This window comes from Pseudomonas vancouverensis, assembly GCF_004348895.1.
Classification (GTDB): domain Bacteria; phylum Pseudomonadota; class Gammaproteobacteria; order Pseudomonadales; family Pseudomonadaceae; genus Aquipseudomonas; species Aquipseudomonas vancouverensis.
Window position 1 is genome coordinate 190,308 of the sequence record NZ_RRZK01000008.1, and the last position, 18,217, is coordinate 208,524.

Below are 18,217 nucleotides of genomic sequence, written 5' to 3' on the forward strand. Positions count from 1 at the left end.
GCGGTTCATAAAGGATGTTTCCAGCATTGGATTTCGTCGGGCGGCCAGTGTGACAAGCCGTCCGGGCGTCGCTGGATACTAGGGGTGAAACCCACGGCTGTAAATGTCTATTGTTGGACAGTCCTGCGTGCGGGTCCGCATGGAGACATTTTCCCCTGTCAGTTCAGCACGAAATCCACCGGTTCCAGCAACGGCGGCAGCGGCGTATCACCCAGCGTGGCCAGCACATCGCGCTCGAGGATGCGCACCAGGGCATCGATGGGCAGCTGGTTTTCATCGCCACCGAACGGGTCTTCCAGCGCATCGGCAATCGCGTCCAGGCCGAAGAAGGTGTAGCTGACAATCGCGGTGAACACCGGCGTCATCCAGCCCAGCGGTTCGGCCATGGCGAAGGGCAACAGGATGCAGAACAGGTAGATGGTGCGGTGCAGCAGCAAGGTGTAGGGGAAGGGCAGCGGGGTGTTCTTGATGCGCTCGCAGATGGCCTGGACCTGGGTCAGGCGCGTCAGGTGATTGGCCATCAGCGTATAGCGCCATTCGTTGACCACGCCTGATTCGGCGAGGGTCGAGCATTGCTCGCCGGCCTGCATCAGAATTCGTCCGCAGAGGTCACCGGCGATGTCTCCCGGCACCGGGTCGAGCCAGGCCGTACTGGCGGCCAGTTCGTCCTTGCGATGCAGCCTGGCGTTGAGTGCGTGGGCGAAACCGCAGAGGCTGCGCAGCAGACGGCGGCGCGCCGGTTCGTCCTGAATGAACTGGGTTTCCCGCGCCATGGAGCGCACTTCCACCAGCAGGTCACCCCAGGCCTTGCGGGCTTCATACCAGCGCTCGTAGCAGGCGTTGTTGCGAAAACTCATGAAGATCGACAGTGACAAACCCAGCAGCGTGAACGGCGTCGCGCTGACCTTGGAGAAGTAGCTGGGGTGCCACATTTCCACCAGCACGATGACCGAGGCCAGCAGCGTGACCATCAGCGCGCGCCAGGCAATGCGTTTGGCGATCGAGCCCTTGAGCGAAGTCAGAATGCTGATGAGGTTGGGTTTGGGTCTGACGATCATGGTTGTGCGCCTGGGGTAAGCGGTGATGAAGCTGGCGTGCAAGCGCCGGTCAGGTAAAGGACGCGGCGCAGGCTAGAGGCTGTCCGGGCCTGCGTCCAATCACTCTGAATGACCGGCTGATCGATGGAGTCTATGAGCGTTTCCTGCCGTCATTGCGCGCCAAACATCGCCGTCCAGTAGATCCCCGCATCGCTCCTCGGGTCGGTCGCATAGGCCGCACCCAGTTCGCGGAATTGCGGGTTCATCAGGTTGGCGCAATGCCCGGGGCTGGCCAGCCAGCCTTCGACCACCTTGTGCGCGGTGTCCTGTCCGGCGGCGATGTTTTCGCCGATCTGCTGGAAGTCATAGCCGGCCAGCTCCGCACGATCGCCCGGGGTGCGGCCGTCGCGGTCCTTGTGGTCGAAGTAATTGTTGTTGGCCATGGAGCGCGAATTGGCTTCGGCGGCACCGGCCAGGGTAGCGTTCCAGGCCAGGGGCGCGGCGGCGGCAAAGGCTTGTCCGCCGCATTGGCGTGCCTGGGCGCGTGCATTGTTCAGCTCGGTGAGCACTTTCTGGCCTTCGGCCTGCGCGTCACCGAGGCGTGCGCTGAGCAGCGGGCGGGCGACGACGATGCGCCACTCACGGTCCTGGCGACTGACGCCAACGTCGACGAATTGCGGGTCGAGCACGATCTGGCAAAAGCTCTCCTGGATCGCCTTCATCGCCGAGGGCGCATCCCGCGGTCCGGACAGGCTGATCGCCTGCACGTTTTTCATCGGGTAATTGGCGCTGGCCATGGCCTGCTGCAGATTGACCACGCTGGCGGCGGACAGCACCAGGCGCGGATCGGCGGCCAGCGGCGGCAGTTCCGAGGAGGCCTGCCCGGCGCAGCGCTGCGGTTGGCTGCGGTAAAGGTTGATCGATTCGATCAATTGCATCTCGTCGCCGGCCACAGCCGAGGCGGCGAACGCCAGGCCCAGCGACAGCCCGGCAAAACGCAGTGCGAAAGAGTTCAAACGCATGAAAATCCCCCTGTGAGCTGACGGCACCCATGATGCGCGAAGTTGTCCCATCTAAGACAACGGATTTTTCCAAAGTGTAGTGGGCAGGATGCAATCATTTTACTACTACACTGATGCGTCACTGCCCAAGAGGTACGCCGACCATGCGCCTGCACTGGATCGCTTCATGCCTGGCCCTCACCTTGCTTGCCGGTCCGGTTTTTTCTGCGGACCAGGAACAACAAAAACAGTCAGCGGAAAGCAAGGCCGAAGTGCTGGAACAGAAAGCCGCGGAAAAACCCTCGCCCGATCCCACACCCGCGCCCAAGTCACAAGCCATTACCCAATCGGAAGTCCAGGCGGTCGACCCTGCCGGCGTCGCGCCGATGGACGACGCGATCACCTGCCTGGCCCGGACCATCTACTGGGAGGCCAAGGGCAAGGACACCGCCGACATGGAAGCGGTGGCCAACGTGGTCATGAACCGGCTCGGGCATGAGGGGTTTCCCGACAAGGTCTGCGGTGTGGTCAAGCAGGGCTCGGAGACCAAGAGCTGCCAGTTCTCCTGGTGGTGCGACGGTAAGTCCGATTCGGTGCAGGAGGAAACCCACTACGCGATGGCCAAGGAAATCGCGCGCAAGGCCTTGAACAAGGAGCTGCCGGACCGTACCGGTGGGGCGCTGTACTTCCATGACCGCACGGTTAAACCGGATTGGGCCAAGCAGTACATCAAGACCGTGGATATCGGTATGTTCCAGTTTTACAAGCCCCACAACGGCGATGCCAAGTAATTGCGGTTGATTTACAAATGCGGCTTTTTATTTGCAAAGTGGCTGCGAGGCATTATCAAAACTGAAATGTTTCTGTTTTATAAGTTTCATGACGTAACAACACGTTTGAAGCCATAAGCAGGGACACCAGATGAAGCTGACGAGGGTCTTGATCAGTCACTACGCGCCGCGGGCGCTGCATTTGTCGGCGTATGCCTCATGACCGTGCTGGTCACCGGCGCTGCCGGTTTCATTGGCATGCACACCGTACAGCGCCTGTGCCGTGAGGGGCACGAGGTGGTCGGGATTGACAACCTCAATGACTATTACGACGTGACGCTCAAGCAAGCGCGTCTCAAGGTGCTTGAGACCCTGCCGGGTTTTCGCTTCGTAAAAATGGACATCGTCGACAAACCGGCATTGTTGGCGTTGTTCCACGAGCACCGCTTCAGTGAAGTGGTGCATCTGGCCGCCCAGGCCGGGGTGCGTTATTCACTGGACAATCCTGACGTCTACGCACAGTCGAACCTGGTGGGTTTCCTCAACTTGCTCGAAGCCTGCCGCCAGCATCGCCCCGAACATCTGATCTATGCCTCGAGCAGTTCGGTGTACGGCACCAACAGCAAGATGCCGTTCTGCGTCGAAGACCCGGTCGAGCACCCGGTTTCCCTGTATGCCGCCACCAAACGCGCCAACGAGTTGCTGGCCGAGAGCTATTGCCATCTGTATGGGATGAAGGTCAGCGGCCTGCGCTTTTTCACCGTCTACGGTCCGTGGGGTCGTCCGGACATGGCGTTGTTCAAGTTCACCGACGCGATGCTCAAGGGCCGCCCCATCGATATCTACAACCAGGGCCAGTTATCCCGCGACTTCACCTATGTCGACGACATCGTCGAAGGCGTCGTCCGATTATTGCCACGGCCACCGCTGCCGCAAGGTTCGGCTGCCGGGGTTCATCGCCTGTTCAACATCGGCCGCGGACAACCGGTGGCCCTGCTGGATTTTATCGAGTGCCTGGAGAAAACCCTGGGGATCGAGGCGCAGCGCAATTACCTGCCGATGCAGGCCGGCGATGTGCTCAAGACCTGGGCCGACGTGTCGGCGCTGGCCGAATGGACCGGTTTCAGCCCGCAGGTGGCGCTGGACGTCGGCGTTGCTGAATTTGTGAAGTGGTATCGGCAGTACTATCAGATTTGAAGCGTTCGCCTCTGATCTCGAATAAATCAAACAGGCGAAGGGAGCACCATGAGCCAAGACATCTTTGTATCCGTACTGATTCCTGCAAAAAACGAAGCGAACAACCTCAAGCCGTTGCTCGAGGAAGTCCGGGTGGCGCTGGCCAATGAGGCCTATGAAATCATCGTTGTCGATGACGGCAGCACCGACGCCACCTTGCAGGAGCTGCGGCAGATCCGCCACAACGGTTTGACGCAGTTGCGCATCCTGCGCCATGAACGCTCCCTGGGCCAAAGCACGTCGCTCTATCACGCCGCGCGCGAGGCTCGCGGGCAATGGCTGGCGACCCTCGATGGCGACGGACAGAACGATCCGGCGGACATTCCCGGCATGCTGGAAATGGTCCGCGGCGAGCGAGGCAGGGGTGATGTGCAACTGGTTGCCGGGCACCGGGTCAACCGCCGCGATACGGCCAGCAAGCGCTACGCCTCGCGCTTTGCCAACAACCTGCGCCGCCGCTTGCTCAAGGATTCGACCCCGGACACCGGGTGCGGCCTGAAGCTGATCGAGCGCGAAGCCTTCCTGCGCCTGCCGTACTTCGACCACATGCACCGGTTTATCCCGGCGCTGATCCAGCGCCACAACGGCCGCATGATCGTGCATCCGGTCAACCATCGTCCGCGCACCGCCGGGGTGTCCAAATACGGCAACCTTGACCGCGCACTGGTAGGCATCCTTGATCTGGTGGGGGTCTGGTGGCTGATCAAACGCACCTGCCTGAACACTCACGCCCAGGAGCTGGAAGGATGATGCTGACTCGCGAAACCCTGTGGCTGGTGGTTGGTTTTATTGGCCAGATCGCCTTTACCGGGCGCTTCGTCCTGCAATGGCTGTACAGCGAATACAAGAAACGCAGCGTCATTCCGACCAGTTTCTGGTACCTGAGCATTGTCGGCAGCACGCTGTTGTTCGCCTACGCCATCTATCGTCAGGACCCGGTGTTCATCGTCGGCCAGGCCTTTGGTTCCATCGTGTATTTGCGCAATCTGCAACTGATTGCCAAAAGCAAAACCGTCAAGGAATAACTGATGCGTAGAACCCTCTCGCCCCGGGTGGAATGCCTGGGCCTGATGCTCCTTGCCCTGTTGCTGATCGGCGCCGGTCTTGGTTTTCGTACGGCGCAGAACGTCGATGAGGAACGTTTCCTCGGCGTTGCCCTGGAGATGCTGCAGAACGGCGCCTGGCTGATTCCACACCGTGCCGCGGAAATTTATGGCGACAAGCCGCCGATCTTCATGTGGACGGTCGCGTTCTTCACTTGGCTGACCGGCAAGCCGAATATCGCTTTGTACCTGCCGGGGCTGTTCTCCGGGGTGACGGTCACGGCGATGGTCTATGACCTGGGCCGGCGGTTGTGGACCCAGCGCACCGGGCGCAACGCGGCGCTGCTGTACCTGGCGACCTACCAGACCTACAGCATCTTGCGCACCGGGCAGATCGACAGTTTCCTGATCCTGTTCACCAGCCTCGGCCTGTATGGCCTGGCCCGGCACCTGTTGCTCGGGCCGGCGTGGCGCTGGTTCTACGTCGGCTGCGCGGCCATGGGCATTGGCGTGATCACCAAGGGTGTGGGCTTCCTCCCGGCCTTGCTGCTGATTCCCTACGCCTGGGCAGTGCGCAAGGACTGGCCCGGTGTCGTGGCCATGCCGGGCGAGGCGCGCAAGTGGCTGTTCGGTTTCGTCGTGATGCTGGCGGCGATTGCGATCTGGCTGCTGCCGCTGGCGCTGTCGATCATCTTCAATGGCGGGGCCGATGAAGTGGCCTACGCACGGGAGATCCTCCTGCGTCAGACCGCTGGCCGTTACGCCGATGCCTGGCATCACCGCGAGCCGTTCTGGTACTTCTTCACCAACGTCATTCCGCAATACTGGCTGCCGCTGTTCCTGGTGCTGCCGTGGCTGGTGCCGGCCTGGCGTCGGCAACTGAAAAAACACGATGGCCGGGTGCTGGTGCTGCTTGGCTGGGTGGTGCTGGTGGTGCTGTTTTTCTGCTTCAGCAGTGGCAAGCGCAAGCTGTACATCTACCCGGCGCTGCCCGGCCTGGTCCTGATCGCCGCGCCCTTGATTCCGTGGTTGCTCAAACGCTGGTTCAAGGGCCGTCCGCGCTTGCAGCGGGCCTTCCCGGCACTGGTCGCGGCCTGGTTCGTGCTGTGGTTTGCGCGGGGCTTCATCGAGCCGGTCAAGGACGGTGAAAACCCGGATCAGACGCTGATGGTCAAGGCCGCCAGCGTCAGCCACGGTGCCGACCTGGTGCTGGTCAACTGGCAGGAAGGACACTGGTTGTTCGCCCATCAACCGGTGGTGCATTTCGGCATGCTCGATTCCACCGTGCAGCGGGCCGCGCAATGGTTGAGCGAGCACCCCAAGGCCTACGCCCTGGTGCCGAGCGAACAGGTCGGCGAATGCTTCAAGACCGAAGGTGCGCAGGCACTGGGTGAAAGCTCCGGGTCGCAGTGGTCGATTGTCAGCGCCGATGCCGATAACGGCAAATGCCGGCCGGGCAGCGCCACGACCGTCTACCGGTTTGCCTGGGACAAACCGCTGTCGCCCGGCAAAAGCGTAACGCCGGCGCAAGCTTCGAATCCCTGATCAACCGGCAACAAACCGCCGACCTGTGGGCCACGCCCGGCGGGTCGGCGGCGTGTCTCACGCGCTTGTTGGCGATGGCCGGTTCTCGCTGCGCCAACGGATTTCGTCATCGGTCCCCGGTAACGGCGGGCGCACCCCGCCAATGGTCCACAGGCTGAACGGCGTTTCATCCACGTGCATTTCCCAACGCAGCCCGCGTTCGCTGAGGTAAGGCGTGAGCAGTTTGGTCACGGCGCCGAGGAAGCGCTGCTTGGTCTCATCGTCTTTCATCTGCCGCGCGATGTGGTCAACGCTGATGCGCACAAAATCATCCGCCGGTTCGCCGCCGATGTAGTACGACGATTTCGCCACCGCTTCGAACACCACTCCGACATAAAACGGCGGCAGATCGCGATAGATGCCGGTGATGCGCTGGGCGATGGCGTGTTTGTCCTCGATCGAGAACGCGTGCTCGGGGTGATAGACCTTCCAGAGTGGCATGCTGATTTCCTGTTATCGGTTGTTATGAGGGAAACTCCAGTTACTCTTGTTACTGGAGTGACAAAACCATAACTCTGGTTATCAGAGTAATCAAGGCCGATCCTTGGTCTGGCCGCTCCGGCCCGGTTATCCTCCACGTCAACGTTTCGAAAAAGGTTGATACCCATGCGATCCAAAGGCTTTGAAGGCATGACGTGCTCGATTGCCAGCGTGCTCGGTGCCCTCGGTGATCGCTGGGGCGCGCTGATCATGCGCGACATGCTGCTGGGACTGCGGCGCTACGATGACTTTCGCCAATCCACCGGCATCACCAACGCCACGTTGACGGACCGGCTCAAGGTGTTGGAGCACAACCAGTTGATCGAGCGTCGCCTGTACCAGACTCGCCCCGATCGCCATGAATACCTGCTGACGCCCAAGGGCACCGACATCGCACTGGTGGTGATGGCCTTGGCCCAGATCGGCGACCAATGGGACCTCGACGAACGCGGTGCGCCGCCCTTGAATTTCATCAACGGTCGCACGGGGAACGGGATCAAGGTGGCACTGCTCGACGAAGTGACCGGCGAGCCAGTGCGCTTGCGTGATGTGCGAGTGGAAGAGGGGCCGGCCGCCGACGACATGATTCGCTGGCGGCTGGCCAAGGCGCAGGAGTACAAGGCTACTGCGCAGTGACTACGGAGTTTTCAGCACGCTTGAGTGGATGGCCCGAACGTCACTTGCTGGCGTCCAGCACCACGCGATAGCGCGCCTTGCCGCTGCGCAAATGTTCGACCGCTTCGTTGACCTTGCTCATCGGGAACATCTCCACCTGCGGCAGAATCTGGTGACGCGCGCAGAACTCCAGCATGGTCGCGGTGTTGCTCGGCGAGCCGACGGGCGAGGCGGACATGGTTTTCTGCTGCGGGATCAGGTCGAACACATGCACCGGGATCGCCGCCGGTACCACCCCGACAAAGTGCAGGCGGCCCTTGCCGCGCAGGGTGGCGAGCATTGCCGTCCAGTCGAGGTTGGCGTTGGCGGTGACCAGCAGGAAGTCCAGGGTGCCGGCAATGGCCTTGAGCGCATCGCTGTCGGTCGAGGCCACCACTTTGTGCGCGCCCAGCCGCTTGGCTTCGTCCTGTTTGCTCAGGGATGAAGTGAAAGCGGTGACTTCACAACCCCAGGCATTGAGAAAACCCAGGGCCAGATGGCCGAGACCGCCGATGCCGACCACGCCGACCCGGTCGGTGGGTTTGATGTCGAATTCCACCAACGGGTTGAACACCGTGGAGCCTGCACAGAACAGCGGACCGGCCTTCGCCGGGTCGAGCCCCTCGGGGATCGGCAAGGCCCAGGCCCAGTGCGAGCGCAAGCGGTCGGCGAAGCCGCCGTTGCTGCCGATGATGGTCGGCTTCACCGTGCGGCACAGGTTGTGGGAGCCCTCGATGCACGACGAGCAATGCATGCAGCTTCCCTTGTACCAGCCGATCCCCACGCGCTGACCGACCTTCAGGCCATGGGCCTGATCGCCGACCCGCACAATGCGGCCGACCACCTCATGTCCGGGGACGAAGGGGTATTGGCTGATGCCCCAGTCGTTATCGATCAGCGACTGGTCGGAGTGACAGACGCCGCAATACTCCACGGCGACTTCCACTTCATCCTGTCCCAGAGGGCCGGGATCGTAGCTGTACTTTTCCAGTGGCGCGCCAGCCGCCGTGGCAGCCCAACCGGTGAAAGTCTTGAGTTCAGTGCTATCGCTCATGGGCGTTCTCCAGATCCGCAATCGAGGGGTGGCAACGTATGGCCACTGCAGAGCGAAGCAAGTGTAGCGGGTTGTGCAGGGCGCGCCGGGGCGTGACGCAGCCGTGGGGCGGCGATACAGGGTATGCAGTACCGGCGGCCGGCACTGAAGAAGCAACTACACTCGATGCTCAGGCATGGCGCCCCCGAACCTGTTGCATCGACAGGTAAACGCTTTGCGTCAGAGGAGTACGTCGCTTCCATGGACAATCCTTCCAAACCCCGCACCACCCTCAATCCGCCGGTTTTCTACACCAGTGCGATCCTCATCCTGCTGCTGGTGCTCTACGCAGTGGTGTTCCAGGCCGAGGCCCAGGCCCAGTTCAACAGCATTCAACTGTGGATCAACGCCAACGTCAGCTGGTTCTACATCCTGGCCGTGGCGCTGATTCTGATCAGCGTGGTGTTCCTCGCCGTAAGCCGCTACGGCGACATCAAGCTCGGACCGGACCACAGCGAGCCGGATTATCGCAATAGCAGCTGGTTCGCCATGCTGTTTTCCGCCGGCATGGGCATTGGCCTGATGTTCTTTGGCGTTGCCGAGCCCGTGATGCACTTCACCACACCGCCGGTGGGTGAGGGCGGCACGGTGGCCGCCGCCCGTGAAGCGATGAAAATCACCTTCTTCCACTGGGGCCTGCACGCCTGGGCGATCTACGCCATGGTCGCGTTGATCCTCGCCTATTTCAGCTTCCGCAACGGCCTGCCGCTGACGCTGCGCTCAGCCTTGTACCCGTTGATCGGTGAGCGCATCTACGGCCCGATCGGCCACGCGGTGGACGTGTTCGCGATTCTCGGCACGGTGTTCGGCGTGGCCACCTCGCTGGGCTATGGCGTGCTGCAAATCAACAGCGGCTTCCATCATCTGTTCGGCCTGCCGGTGAACACCACGGTCCAGGTGTTGCTGATCACGGTGACCTGCGCGCTGGCTACCTTGTCGGTCGCCAGCGGCCTGGACAAGGGCATCCGCATCCTGTCCGAGATCAACCTCGGGCTGGCGGTGATTCTCATGACTTTCGTGCTGTTGCTGGGGCCGACGGTGTTCCTCCTGCAGGCCTACGTGCAAAACACCGGCGCCTACCTGTCGGACATCGTCAACAAGACCTTCAACCTGTATGCCTACGAACCGACTGACTGGATCGGCGGCTGGACCTTGCTCTACTGGGGCTGGTGGCTGTCCTGGTCACCCTTTGTCGGACTGTTTATCGCGCGCATTTCACGGGGGCGGACCATTCGCGAGTTCGTCTGCGGCGTGTTGTTCGTGCCGGCCGGTTTCACCCTGTTGTGGATGACGATCTTCGGCGACACGGCGATCCACATGATCCTCAACGAAGGCGTGAAGGACCTGGCGGCAATCATCGGCCAGGATACGTCGCTGGCCTTGTTTGCCTTCCTCGAGCACTTTCCGCTGGCCGGCGTGGTGTCGATGGTGGCGGTGCTGATGGTGGTGGTGTTCTTTGTCACCTCCGCCGACTCCGGGGCGCTGGTGGTCGACATGCTGGCTTCCTCAGGACATGACCACTCGCCGCTGTGGCAGCGCGTGTTCTGGTCGGTGACCATCGGTGTCGTGGCCATTGCGCTGTTGCTGGCCAACGGTTTGAAGGCATTGCAGACGGCAACCATCGCCAGTGCCTTGCCGTTTTCGATCATCCTGCTGGCGTCCATCTGGGGGCTGTTCAAGGCGCTGAACCTGGACGCTACGCGCCGTAATTTGCGCAATCAGGCGATGCCAGGGCCGCATCATGCGCGTCATCCCCACGGCGGCTGGCAACGGCGTCTGCGCAATATTTCGATGATGCCCCGGCGCGCTCACGTCAATCGCTTCATCGCCGAAGTGGTCAAACCGGGGTTCGAGGAAGTGGCCGCCGAACTGCGCAAGCAGGGCCATGAAGTGACGATCAGGGAGGACGAGGAGGGCAGCATTGCCCTGGAGTTGTTCCATACGGCTGAGGAGCGTTTTCTCTACGAAGTGCGCCCGCGGGCCTTCACCACCCCCAGCTTTATCATGCGTGACACTGAGGATGGCACGGATGCGCGCAAGTATTTTCGAGCCGAGGTGCACCTGCGTGAAGGCGGTCAGGATTACGACATCATGGGCTGGAGCCGCGAAGACGTGATCGGCGACATCCTCGATCAGTACGAGCGGCACCTGCACTTTCTGCACGTGGTGCGTTAAGGCGCCCAAGTGGGCGCCTTTATCGAATGGCTCAGGCTTGGGTCACCGCTTGAGTCATTCGCGCATCGGCACGCCGTGACTGCCAACCCAGGCCCAACACCATCAGCAAGCCAAGGCCCGCCATCGTTGCACCCGCCAGGGAAATCGCCGGGTAGCCAAGGCCGGCATTGATGACTGCGCCGCCCAGTGCCGCGCCAATGGCATTACCGAAGTTGAACGCACCGATGTTCATGGCCGAGGCCAGGTTTGGCGCATCCTTGGCGGCTTCCATCACGCGCATCTGCAGAGGCGGCACCAGGGCAAAGCTCGCCGCGCCCCACAGCAGAATCGACACGGCAGCAGCCAGCGGCCATTGCATGAGGACCGAGAAGGCCAGCAACACGGCAATCAGCACCACGAGCGAGGTGATCAGGGTGCGGTCGATCGAACGGTCCGCCGACTTGCCACCCCAGACGTTGCCCAGGGTCAGGCCGATGCCGAACAGCACGAGCATGCCGGTGACGAAGTTGGTCGAAGCGTGGGTGACGTCCCGCAGAATCGGCGCGATGTAGGTGAACACGGTGAACATGGCACTGGAACCGACGACGGTCAGCGCCAACGCGGCGAGTACCGGCCCGCGAGCCAGGACGCGAATCTCGGCCATCATGTTCCCGCCTTTTGGCGCGGGCATGTTCGGCAATGCCCACCAGAGTGCTGCCATGACAAACGCACCGAGGCCGCTGATACCCCAGAACGCGCTGCGCCAGCCAAAGTTTTCACCGAACCAGGTGGCCAGCGGCACACCGCCTATGGTCGCCAGGGTCAGCCCGAGAAACATCGCGGCGACGGCCCCCGCGCGCTTGTCCGGTGCGACGAGGCTGGCGGCCACGATCGAGCCGATGCCGAAGAAGGCGCCGTGGTTGAGCGAGGTCACCAGCCGGGCAATCATCAGGGTCTGATAGTTGGTGGCCAGTGCCGACATCAGGTTGCCGAGGGTGAAAATCGCCATCAGCCCGATCAGCAGGTAACGGCGGGGAACCCGGCCCGTGGCGAGGGTCATGATCGGCGCACCGATCAATACGCCCATGGCGTAGGCGCTGACCAACAGCCCGGCGGCAGGAATGGAAACGCCCAGATCGGCGGCGATGCCGGGCAACATGCCCATGGGGGCGAACTCTGTGACCCCGATGCCGAAGGCACCGATGGACAAGGCTACAAGGGGTGGATTGATACGCATGGTGGGTTGACTCCTCATCTGTGAGCCAAATGCTACAATCCAGTCCTTGTCAAGCAGAAGCCCGTGGTCGGGCACTACAGTTTTGCGTGAGGCGCACAGATGGACATAGGCGGGCGTTCGGGGGAGATGGAAGTGTTCGTCATGGTCGCCGAGCACGGCAGCCTGTCGGGGGCGGCGCGCGTCCTCGGGCTGACGCCGTCAGCCATCAGCCGCACCATCACCCGCATCGAGCAACGTATAGGTACGCGTCTGCTGCTGCGTTCCACCCGGGCCATCACCTTCACCGCCGAAGGGGAGGCGTACCTGCGTGGCGCCCGGCGGATTCTCGCGGACATGGCGGAAGTCGAGGATGCGATCACCGACCAGGGCGCGCCGCGCGGGCGGCTCAGGGTCAGTGCCTCGCTGGCCCACGGGCGACTGATTGTCGTGCCGTTGATTGCCGAGTTCAGCGCGCGTTATCCGGCCATCGTGGTCGATTTGATGCTGGGTGACGAGGTGGTGGACATCCTCGGTGGGCAAGCGGACGTTGCCATTCGCTTCGGCGAATTGGCCGACAGCCCTTTGACCGCGCGTTACCTCGGCACCACCGGGCAGGTGGTCGTCGCCTCACCGGACTACCTCGCCCGTCATGGCTCGCCCCTGGTGCCGCAGGACTTGCTCGAGCACAACTGCCTGCGCTTCAACTTCCGCCGGGCCACGTCCGATTGGCCGTTTCGCGTGGACGGTCGCGATTTTTCCCTGAAAGTCGCCGGTACCATTGAGGGCAACAGTGGTGAGGCGCTGTGCCAATTGGCCCGGCTGGGTGCGGGTATCGCGCGCATTGGCGCCTTCAGCGTGGCGGACGATCTGAGAAACGGTCATCTGGTCCCGCTGCTTGAAGCGTTCAACCCCGGCGACCAGGAGCCGATTCACGCGGTGTTTGTCGGCGGTGCGGCGATGCCTGCGCGGGTGAGGGCCTTTGTCGATTTTCTGCTGGCCCATCACCGCACGTGATGAGTCGTCGCGCGCGGCGTTTCGCCGGGCCTGTGCTAACGTCCAGCGCATCCACGCACACCGAGACCCTGTGTTCATGTCCATTGTCGAAAACCTGATTGCCTTTACCTTTGCCGCGACGGTGTTGACCCTGACGCCGGGCCTCGACACTGCACTCGTGTTGCGCACGGCGACGGTCGAAGGCAAGCAGCAGGCCATGCGCGCCGCGCTGGGCATCAATGCCGGTTGTCTGTTGTGGGGGGCCGCCGTGGCTTTCGGTCTGGGCGCGCTGATCGCCGTGTCGGAAGTGGCGTTCAATGTCCTGAAGTATTGCGGTGCCGCTTACCTGGCCTGGCTCGGTGTGAACATGTTGCTGCGCCCGCGGCGCTCGCTGTCGTCTGGCGAGGAGCAAGGCAGGCCGAGCGCCAACTGGTTCGTGAAGGGCCTGCTGGGCAACCTGTTGAACCCCAAGGTCGGCATCTTCTACGTCTCCTTCCTGCCGCAGTTCATTCCGCAAGGGCAACCGCTGGTGGCCTGGACCTTCGGCCTGGTGAGCATTCACGTCCTGCTCGGCCTGCTCTGGTCAATCACCCTGATCGCCGCCACCCAACCTCTCGCCGGTGTATTGCGCCGAGAGCGGGTGATCCAGTGGATGGACCGCACCACCGGCCTGATTTTTGTGTTGTTTGCTGTGCGGTTGGCGTTGAGCAAGCGGTAGGCCAGATGGTCAGTTCATGGACTTGCACGCCATCTCTACCCCATTGAGCACAAAATCAAAAATATCGAAATTGCGCAGGCGAGTTAACGCTGCACGCTGCCGGTATTCCCCGTTCAGCGGATGCGAGATCAGGAACGGCACCGACTGTTCGGAATAGCCGCCATGGGAGCGCAGCGGCCTGTCGCCGACGCTGGACAGGTCATGTTCGCTGGCGCAGGAACCCAGTACGCAGGACTCGCTGGCGATCACCACGATGTCGGCCTCGCGGTCTTCCGGCAGGCCCAGTTTTACCGCGGCCTGATGGCGGCTCAGGGTGTCTTCGATGCCGCTCAGGCCGCTGATGTAGTCGATCATCGGCGCGATGTCGGCGGGGTCTTTGGCGTAGACGCGGACAAAGGAACCCAGGGCGCCGTGGTGACGGACAAAGGGGTCGGTGATCGGGCAGATGACCCGCGCGCTGCCCGCGCCAAAGCGCACTTCTAGCAAGTCCTGGAGGAAGACGACATCAGGGGTGCCATTGGCGTTGTTCTTGTCCGACATGCCGTGGTCGGCAACGCAACCGACAATCGCACCCTCATCGATAAAGGCTTGCAGACGATCATCGATGGCTTTCAGGAAGTCGTTGGACTGCGCAGTGCCCGGGGCAAACTTGTGCTGGATGTAATCGGACAGCGACAGGTACAGCACCTGCGCGCGTTGCTGCCTGAGCAAGGCGAGGCCCGCATCGAGCACGAACAGCGACAGGTCGGCGCTGTACATGTCCGGTGCCGGCCGCCCAACCAGGGTTTCCACATCATCGATACCGTGTTCTTCGAGGGTGCAGCTGGCGGCCTTTTCCGAGGAAAAACAGATGCCGTGCAGATGGTGGCCGAGGACTTTGCGCAGCTTGTCCTTGGCGGTGATCGCCGCGACCGCGATGCCTGCCTTTGCCAGCAACGCCAACAAGGTCTCGCCCCGCAGGAGGCTGGCGTCGGTCATCATGATTTCCTTGCCGGTGTCCCGGTCCAGCGAGTAGTTGCCGGCAATGCCGTGCACGGCCGGGGGCACGCCGGTGACGATGGACACGTTGTTGGGGTTGGTAAACGAGGGCATCACGCAATCCGCCGTGTCGGCAAAACCCTGGCTGTGCAAGCGGGCAATGGTCGGGCAAACGCCATCGGCGATGCCTTGGCTGATGTATTGCGGGTCGCAGCCATCGATGCAGATCACCACCACCGGCTGGGTCGGCAGGGCGTATTGGCGTTGGTGCAGGGTGATTGATTTGGGCATGGCGGGCTTCGCTTGCGTAGGACGGTGAAGAGGACATTACCGTGCGCATAACGAGCAAGCTGTGCTAGTTTTTCCGCTGTGTGTGAGTTTCGCTCACAGTCGCTGCCAGGTTACCCATGTCTCGTATTCCGCCATTGCCCGCCCTCAAAGCCTTTCTTGCTGCCTGTCGTGCGGGCAGCTACAGCGCCGCCGCCGAAGAGCTGAACGTCACCCATGGAGCGATCAGCCGACAGATCCAGACCCTCGAAGAATGGCTGGGTCAAAAACTGTTTGAACGGGCAGGGCAGCGCATGGCACCCACGCCCCATGCCCTGGCCTTTGCCGTGGAAGTCGGCGAAGCGTTCGAGCGCATCAACGATGCTGCTGAGCGCTACGGCAAGGGCAGCGCCAGCATGTTGCTGCGGGTCAGTGCCCCGGCTACCTTCGCCATGCGCTGGCTGATTCCGCGTCTGGATGACTTCCATCAGCGCCATCCCGGCATGCTGATCCAGGTGCAGACCGCGACCACCCAGCAAATCTCCCTGGCCGGCAGCTTCGACCTGGCGATCCGCCGCGGTTCGCCACAGACCGGGCACTTCAGCGCCCAGGCGTTTCTCGATGAATGGCTGACCCTGGTCGCTGCGCCGAGCCTGTTGGCCCGTCAACCACTGGATACGCTGATGGATCTGCACCGACATGTATTGCTCGAAACCGAGACGCGTCCGGGTGACTGGCAGCAGTGGTTGAATGCGGCCGGGTACCGCGCCGAAGGCACCCTCAGGCGGCAGCGTTTCGATCATTTTTACGTGACCTACAGCGCGCTGATTGACGGCTTGGGCCTGGGTGTCGGTCCCATGCCGACCCTGGAACATGACGTCACGGTCGGCCGGCTAGTCCAGCCATTCGCCGACCTGCGCACGCCCAGCCGGCGCTATTACAGCCTGACCCCGGCAGGCGTGAGCAAGACCCTCATCCACCGCCGCTTCGAAGATTGGCTGGTGGAGCAAGGCAACCTCGGCGACAGCGACAAATGAGCCCTTCGGGTTTCAGGCCGCGCGTAGCTCGGCGGTCGTTGAGTCGCGCAACGTGAGCCACCACAGCAGCAACGCCACAGCACTGATCAACGCGCCCAAAAGGCTCACGGCCAACCAACCCCATTGCGCATACACCTGGGTAGCCGCAAGGGCGCCCAACGCACTGCCCACCGAGTAAAAGCACATGTAGGCGCCGACCATGCGGCTCTGGGCATCCGGGCGCGCCGCGAAAATCAGGCTCTGGTTGGTGACGTGAACCGCTTGCACCGCAAAATCGAGCAAGACCACCCCGCACGCCAGGGCGATCAGGGATGATTCGGCAAACGCGATGGGCAGCCAGGACAGCAGCAGAATGGCCAACGAAAGCCCCGTCACCTTTTGTCCAAGGCCCCGGTCGGCCCAGACCCCGGCGCGTCTGGCCGCCAGGGCCCCGGCGACACCCGCCAGACCGAACAGGCCGATGGCCGTGTGCGAAAGGGACAGCGGCGGGGCGCTCAAGGGCAACACCATGGCCGTCCACAGCACGGAGAATGCGGCAAAGATCAACAACGCCAGCAAGCCTCTGATGCGCAAAAGTGGTTCGGTCAAAAACAGTCTGAACAGCGAACCCAGCAGTGCCGGGTAGGTGACTTGATCACGGCGCGCGACAACGGTAGGCAGCGCTTTGTAGAACACCAGCGCGAGGGCCAGCATCAGCCCCGCAGAGAGGAAATAAACCGCACGCCAGCCGGCCAGGTCGGCGATCAGCCCAGAGGTCAAGCGCGCCAGCAGGATGCCCAAGACAACGCCGCTGGTCACCGTGCCCACGGCCCGCCCGCGTTGCGAGGTTGTTGCCAGCACCGCCGTATAAGCCACCAGCACCTGAACCACCACCGCCAGCAGTCCCACGGCAATCATGGCCGCCAGGAGCACCGACCATTGCGTGGCGGCGCCGACGGTTGCCAACGCCAGGGCCGACAAGAGCATTTGCGTGAGGACCAGCCCTTTGCGGTTCAACAAATCGCCCAACGGCACGATAAACAACAAGCCCGCCGCGTAACCCACCTGAGTGGCGGTCACCACCACGCCAATCATCGCGGGTGCGACATCCAGGCTGCGGGCGATTGAATCAAGCAGCGGCTGGGCAAAGTAGACATTGGCGACCGCCAGCCCACAGGTCACGGAAAACAACCAGATGAGCGCCGGGGACAGTCCCGAAGTCTTCTGGACAATGGGTTGGATGGTCGAATCGGTATCAGCTGTCACGAGAACCTCCGTAGCGCTAAACTGGTTTCAATTAAAAACTTGATTCAATGATTGGCTGATCAGGTTTCAAATTGCAACCACATTCCATGAGTCCGAGCGCGAGACGGGGTCCACAGGTAGAAACGATGGTCGAAGACACTTCACTGCAAAACCACGAATGCCCGGTAGCCAGGGCCCTGGAGGTTATCGGCGATCGCTGGTCGCTGATGATCATTCGCGACGCGTTCGACGACATTCGCCGCTTCAGCGAATTTCAGAAGAGCCTGGGGGTGGCCAAGAATATTCTCGCGGCGCGCCTGAAGGCCTTGGTCGAAGTCGGTGTGTTCGACATCCGCCCGGCGTCGGACGGCAGTGCCTATAAGGAATATGTCCTGACCGAAAAAGGCCGGCAGATCTTTCCGATCGTGATCGGCCTGCGGCAGTGGGGCGAACATTTCCTGTTCCAGCCAGGGGAAACCCGCTCCGTGTTGCTCGACAAGGCGACCGGTCAGGCGTTGCTGCCGATGGAGGTTCGCGCTGCGAACGGTCAGCAATTGGGGCCTTTCGATTGCCATCGGGTCAGACGCGTCGAAGGTGACTAGGCGGACAATTCAAAGGTATTTCATGACAACCATCAGCCAATAATTTGTTGTCCGTCGCAAAGTTGGCACTAATGCCGATGAAACTGTTGTAAAAAACAGTTACAACCATTAAACGAGAGGGTGGCTGGCA

18 protein-coding genes are annotated in these 18,217 nt (G+C 62.0%); 11 read left to right on the forward strand and 7 right to left on the reverse strand.

Features of this window, described 5'->3' with window-relative positions:
- Positions 1 to 158 precede the first annotated feature (158 nt).
- Positions 159 to 1,058, reverse strand: coding sequence for a bestrophin family protein (locus EIY72_RS08600; RefSeq protein ID WP_093218806.1), 900 nt, complete (start codon positions 1,056 to 1,058; stop codon positions 159 to 161).
- Positions 1,059 to 1,207: 149 nt separating this feature from the next.
- A complete protein-coding gene (locus EIY72_RS08605; protein WP_093218809.1) occupies positions 1,208 to 2,059 on the reverse strand; it encodes a CAP domain-containing protein in 852 nt (283 codons plus the stop codon).
- 143 nt (positions 2,060 to 2,202) lie between these two features.
- Here EIY72_RS08605 and EIY72_RS08610 point away from each other — a divergent pair, with 143 nt between their 5' ends.
- From EIY72_RS08610 to EIY72_RS08630, 5 genes are all read left to right on the forward strand, one after another.
- A complete protein-coding gene (locus tag EIY72_RS08610; RefSeq protein ID WP_093218811.1) occupies positions 2,203 to 2,829 on the forward strand; it encodes a cell wall hydrolase in 627 nt (208 codons plus the stop codon).
- Positions 2,830 to 3,027: 198 nt separating this feature from the next.
- Positions 3,028 to 4,005: an NAD-dependent epimerase gene (locus EIY72_RS08615; RefSeq protein ID WP_093218813.1), complete on the forward strand. Its 978-nt coding sequence runs from the start codon at positions 3,028 to 3,030 to the stop codon at positions 4,003 to 4,005.
- Positions 4,006 to 4,053: 48 nt separating this feature from the next.
- Positions 4,054 to 4,794 (forward strand): glycosyltransferase family 2 protein, encoded by a 741-nt coding sequence (locus tag EIY72_RS08620; protein WP_093218816.1) that lies wholly within the window; start codon positions 4,054 to 4,056, stop codon positions 4,792 to 4,794.
- A complete protein-coding gene (locus tag EIY72_RS08625; protein ID WP_093218819.1) occupies positions 4,791 to 5,069 on the forward strand; it encodes a lipid-A-disaccharide synthase N-terminal domain-containing protein in 279 nt (92 codons plus the stop codon). The genes EIY72_RS08620 and EIY72_RS08625 overlap by 4 nt, the downstream gene beginning before the upstream one ends.
- A 3-nt stretch (positions 5,070 to 5,072) precedes the next feature.
- The gene (locus EIY72_RS08630) at positions 5,073 to 6,632 is read left to right on the forward strand and encodes an ArnT family glycosyltransferase (protein ID WP_093218822.1); all 1,560 of its coding nucleotides are present in this window, start codon (positions 5,073 to 5,075) and stop codon (positions 6,630 to 6,632) included.
- Positions 6,633 to 6,689: 57 nt separating this feature from the next.
- Here EIY72_RS08630 and EIY72_RS08635 read toward each other — a convergent pair whose 3' ends face one another.
- Positions 6,690 to 7,112 carry a tautomerase family protein gene (locus EIY72_RS08635; RefSeq protein WP_093218825.1) on the reverse strand — a complete coding sequence of 141 codons (423 nt, stop codon included), beginning with the start codon at positions 7,110 to 7,112 and terminating at the stop codon, positions 6,690 to 6,692.
- A gap of 165 nt (positions 7,113 to 7,277) precedes the next feature.
- Between EIY72_RS08635 and EIY72_RS08640 the strand changes: the two genes are divergently transcribed.
- Positions 7,278 to 7,787, forward strand: a complete 510-nt coding sequence (locus tag EIY72_RS08640) for a winged helix-turn-helix transcriptional regulator (RefSeq protein WP_093218827.1) — start codon at positions 7,278 to 7,280, stop codon at positions 7,785 to 7,787.
- 40 nt (positions 7,788 to 7,827) lie between these two features.
- On the opposite strand, the gene ahr is transcribed toward EIY72_RS08640, so the two are convergent.
- The gene (gene ahr, locus EIY72_RS08645; protein ID WP_093218830.1) at positions 7,828 to 8,859 is read right to left on the reverse strand and encodes an NADPH-dependent aldehyde reductase Ahr; all 1,032 of its coding nucleotides are present in this window, start codon (positions 8,857 to 8,859) and stop codon (positions 7,828 to 7,830) included.
- Between the two features lie 240 nt (positions 8,860 to 9,099).
- Between ahr and betT the strand changes: the two genes are divergently transcribed.
- Positions 9,100 to 11,073, forward strand: a complete 1,974-nt coding sequence (gene betT, locus EIY72_RS08650; protein WP_093218834.1) for a choline BCCT transporter BetT — start codon at positions 9,100 to 9,102, stop codon at positions 11,071 to 11,073.
- A gap of 31 nt (positions 11,074 to 11,104) precedes the next feature.
- On the opposite strand, the gene EIY72_RS08655 is transcribed toward betT, so the two are convergent.
- A complete protein-coding gene (locus EIY72_RS08655; RefSeq protein ID WP_132680114.1) occupies positions 11,105 to 12,289 on the reverse strand; it encodes an MFS transporter in 1,185 nt (394 codons plus the stop codon).
- 99 nt (positions 12,290 to 12,388) lie between these two features.
- On the opposite strand from EIY72_RS08655, the gene EIY72_RS08660 reads away from it, so the two are divergent.
- The gene (locus EIY72_RS08660; protein ID WP_093218838.1) at positions 12,389 to 13,282 is read left to right on the forward strand and encodes a LysR substrate-binding domain-containing protein; all 894 of its coding nucleotides are present in this window, start codon (positions 12,389 to 12,391) and stop codon (positions 13,280 to 13,282) included.
- A gap of 76 nt (positions 13,283 to 13,358) precedes the next feature.
- Entirely contained in the window at positions 13,359 to 13,979 is a 621-nt protein-coding gene (locus EIY72_RS08665; protein ID WP_093230438.1) for a LysE family translocator, read from the forward strand.
- Positions 13,980 to 13,988: 9 nt separating this feature from the next.
- On the opposite strand, the gene phnA is transcribed toward EIY72_RS08665, so the two are convergent.
- Positions 13,989 to 15,248, reverse strand: coding sequence for a phosphonoacetate hydrolase (gene phnA / locus EIY72_RS08670; protein WP_093218841.1), 1,260 nt, complete (start codon positions 15,246 to 15,248; stop codon positions 13,989 to 13,991).
- A 116-nt stretch (positions 15,249 to 15,364) separates the two neighbouring features.
- Here phnA and EIY72_RS08675 point away from each other — a divergent pair, with 116 nt between their 5' ends.
- Positions 15,365 to 16,261: a LysR substrate-binding domain-containing protein gene (locus EIY72_RS08675; protein WP_093218843.1), complete on the forward strand. Its 897-nt coding sequence runs from the start codon at positions 15,365 to 15,367 to the stop codon at positions 16,259 to 16,261.
- 12 nt (positions 16,262 to 16,273) lie between these two features.
- Here the strand turns inward: EIY72_RS08675 and EIY72_RS08680 are convergent, their stop codons facing one another.
- The gene (locus EIY72_RS08680) at positions 16,274 to 17,506 is read right to left on the reverse strand and encodes an MFS transporter (RefSeq protein ID WP_093218846.1); all 1,233 of its coding nucleotides are present in this window, start codon (positions 17,504 to 17,506) and stop codon (positions 16,274 to 16,276) included.
- 125 nt (positions 17,507 to 17,631) lie between these two features.
- Here EIY72_RS08680 and EIY72_RS08685 point away from each other — a divergent pair, with 125 nt between their 5' ends.
- Positions 17,632 to 18,087, forward strand: a complete 456-nt coding sequence (locus EIY72_RS08685; protein WP_093218849.1) for a winged helix-turn-helix transcriptional regulator — start codon at positions 17,632 to 17,634, stop codon at positions 18,085 to 18,087.
- The last annotated feature ends 130 nt before the right edge of the window (positions 18,088 to 18,217 follow it).

Bases quoted from the DNA above. Each gene is read 5' to 3' on its own strand.
- EIY72_RS08600 (WP_093218806.1), bottom strand. From the start codon at position 1,058: ATGATCGTCAGACCCAAACCCAACCTCATCAGCATTCTGACTTCGCTC.
- EIY72_RS08605 (WP_093218809.1), bottom strand. From the start codon at position 2,059: ATGCGTTTGAACTCTTTCGCACTGCGTTTTGCCGGGCTGTCGCTGGGC.
- EIY72_RS08610 (WP_093218811.1), top strand. From the start codon at position 2,203: ATGCGCCTGCACTGGATCGCTTCATGCCTGGCCCTCACCTTGCTTGCC.
- EIY72_RS08615 (WP_093218813.1), top strand. From the start codon at position 3,028: ATGACCGTGCTGGTCACCGGCGCTGCCGGTTTCATTGGCATGCACACC.
- EIY72_RS08620 (WP_093218816.1), top strand. From the start codon at position 4,054: ATGAGCCAAGACATCTTTGTATCCGTACTGATTCCTGCAAAAAACGAA.
- EIY72_RS08625 (WP_093218819.1), top strand. From the start codon at position 4,791: ATGATGCTGACTCGCGAAACCCTGTGGCTGGTGGTTGGTTTTATTGGC.
- EIY72_RS08630 (WP_093218822.1), top strand. From the start codon at position 5,073: ATGCGTAGAACCCTCTCGCCCCGGGTGGAATGCCTGGGCCTGATGCTC.
- EIY72_RS08635 (WP_093218825.1), bottom strand. From the start codon at position 7,112: ATGCCACTCTGGAAGGTCTATCACCCCGAGCACGCGTTCTCGATCGAG.
- EIY72_RS08640 (WP_093218827.1), top strand. From the start codon at position 7,278: ATGCGATCCAAAGGCTTTGAAGGCATGACGTGCTCGATTGCCAGCGTG.
- ahr (WP_093218830.1), bottom strand. From the start codon at position 8,859: ATGAGCGATAGCACTGAACTCAAGACTTTCACCGGTTGGGCTGCCACG.
- betT (WP_093218834.1), top strand. From the start codon at position 9,100: ATGGACAATCCTTCCAAACCCCGCACCACCCTCAATCCGCCGGTTTTC.
- EIY72_RS08655 (WP_132680114.1), bottom strand. From the start codon at position 12,289: ATGCGTATCAATCCACCCCTTGTAGCCTTGTCCATCGGTGCCTTCGGC.
- EIY72_RS08660 (WP_093218838.1), top strand. From the start codon at position 12,389: ATGGACATAGGCGGGCGTTCGGGGGAGATGGAAGTGTTCGTCATGGTC.
- EIY72_RS08665 (WP_093230438.1), top strand. From the start codon at position 13,359: ATGTCCATTGTCGAAAACCTGATTGCCTTTACCTTTGCCGCGACGGTG.
- phnA (WP_093218841.1), bottom strand. From the start codon at position 15,248: ATGCCCAAATCAATCACCCTGCACCAACGCCAATACGCCCTGCCGACC.
- EIY72_RS08675 (WP_093218843.1), top strand. From the start codon at position 15,365: ATGTCTCGTATTCCGCCATTGCCCGCCCTCAAAGCCTTTCTTGCTGCC.
- EIY72_RS08685 (WP_093218849.1), top strand. From the start codon at position 17,632: ATGGTCGAAGACACTTCACTGCAAAACCACGAATGCCCGGTAGCCAGG.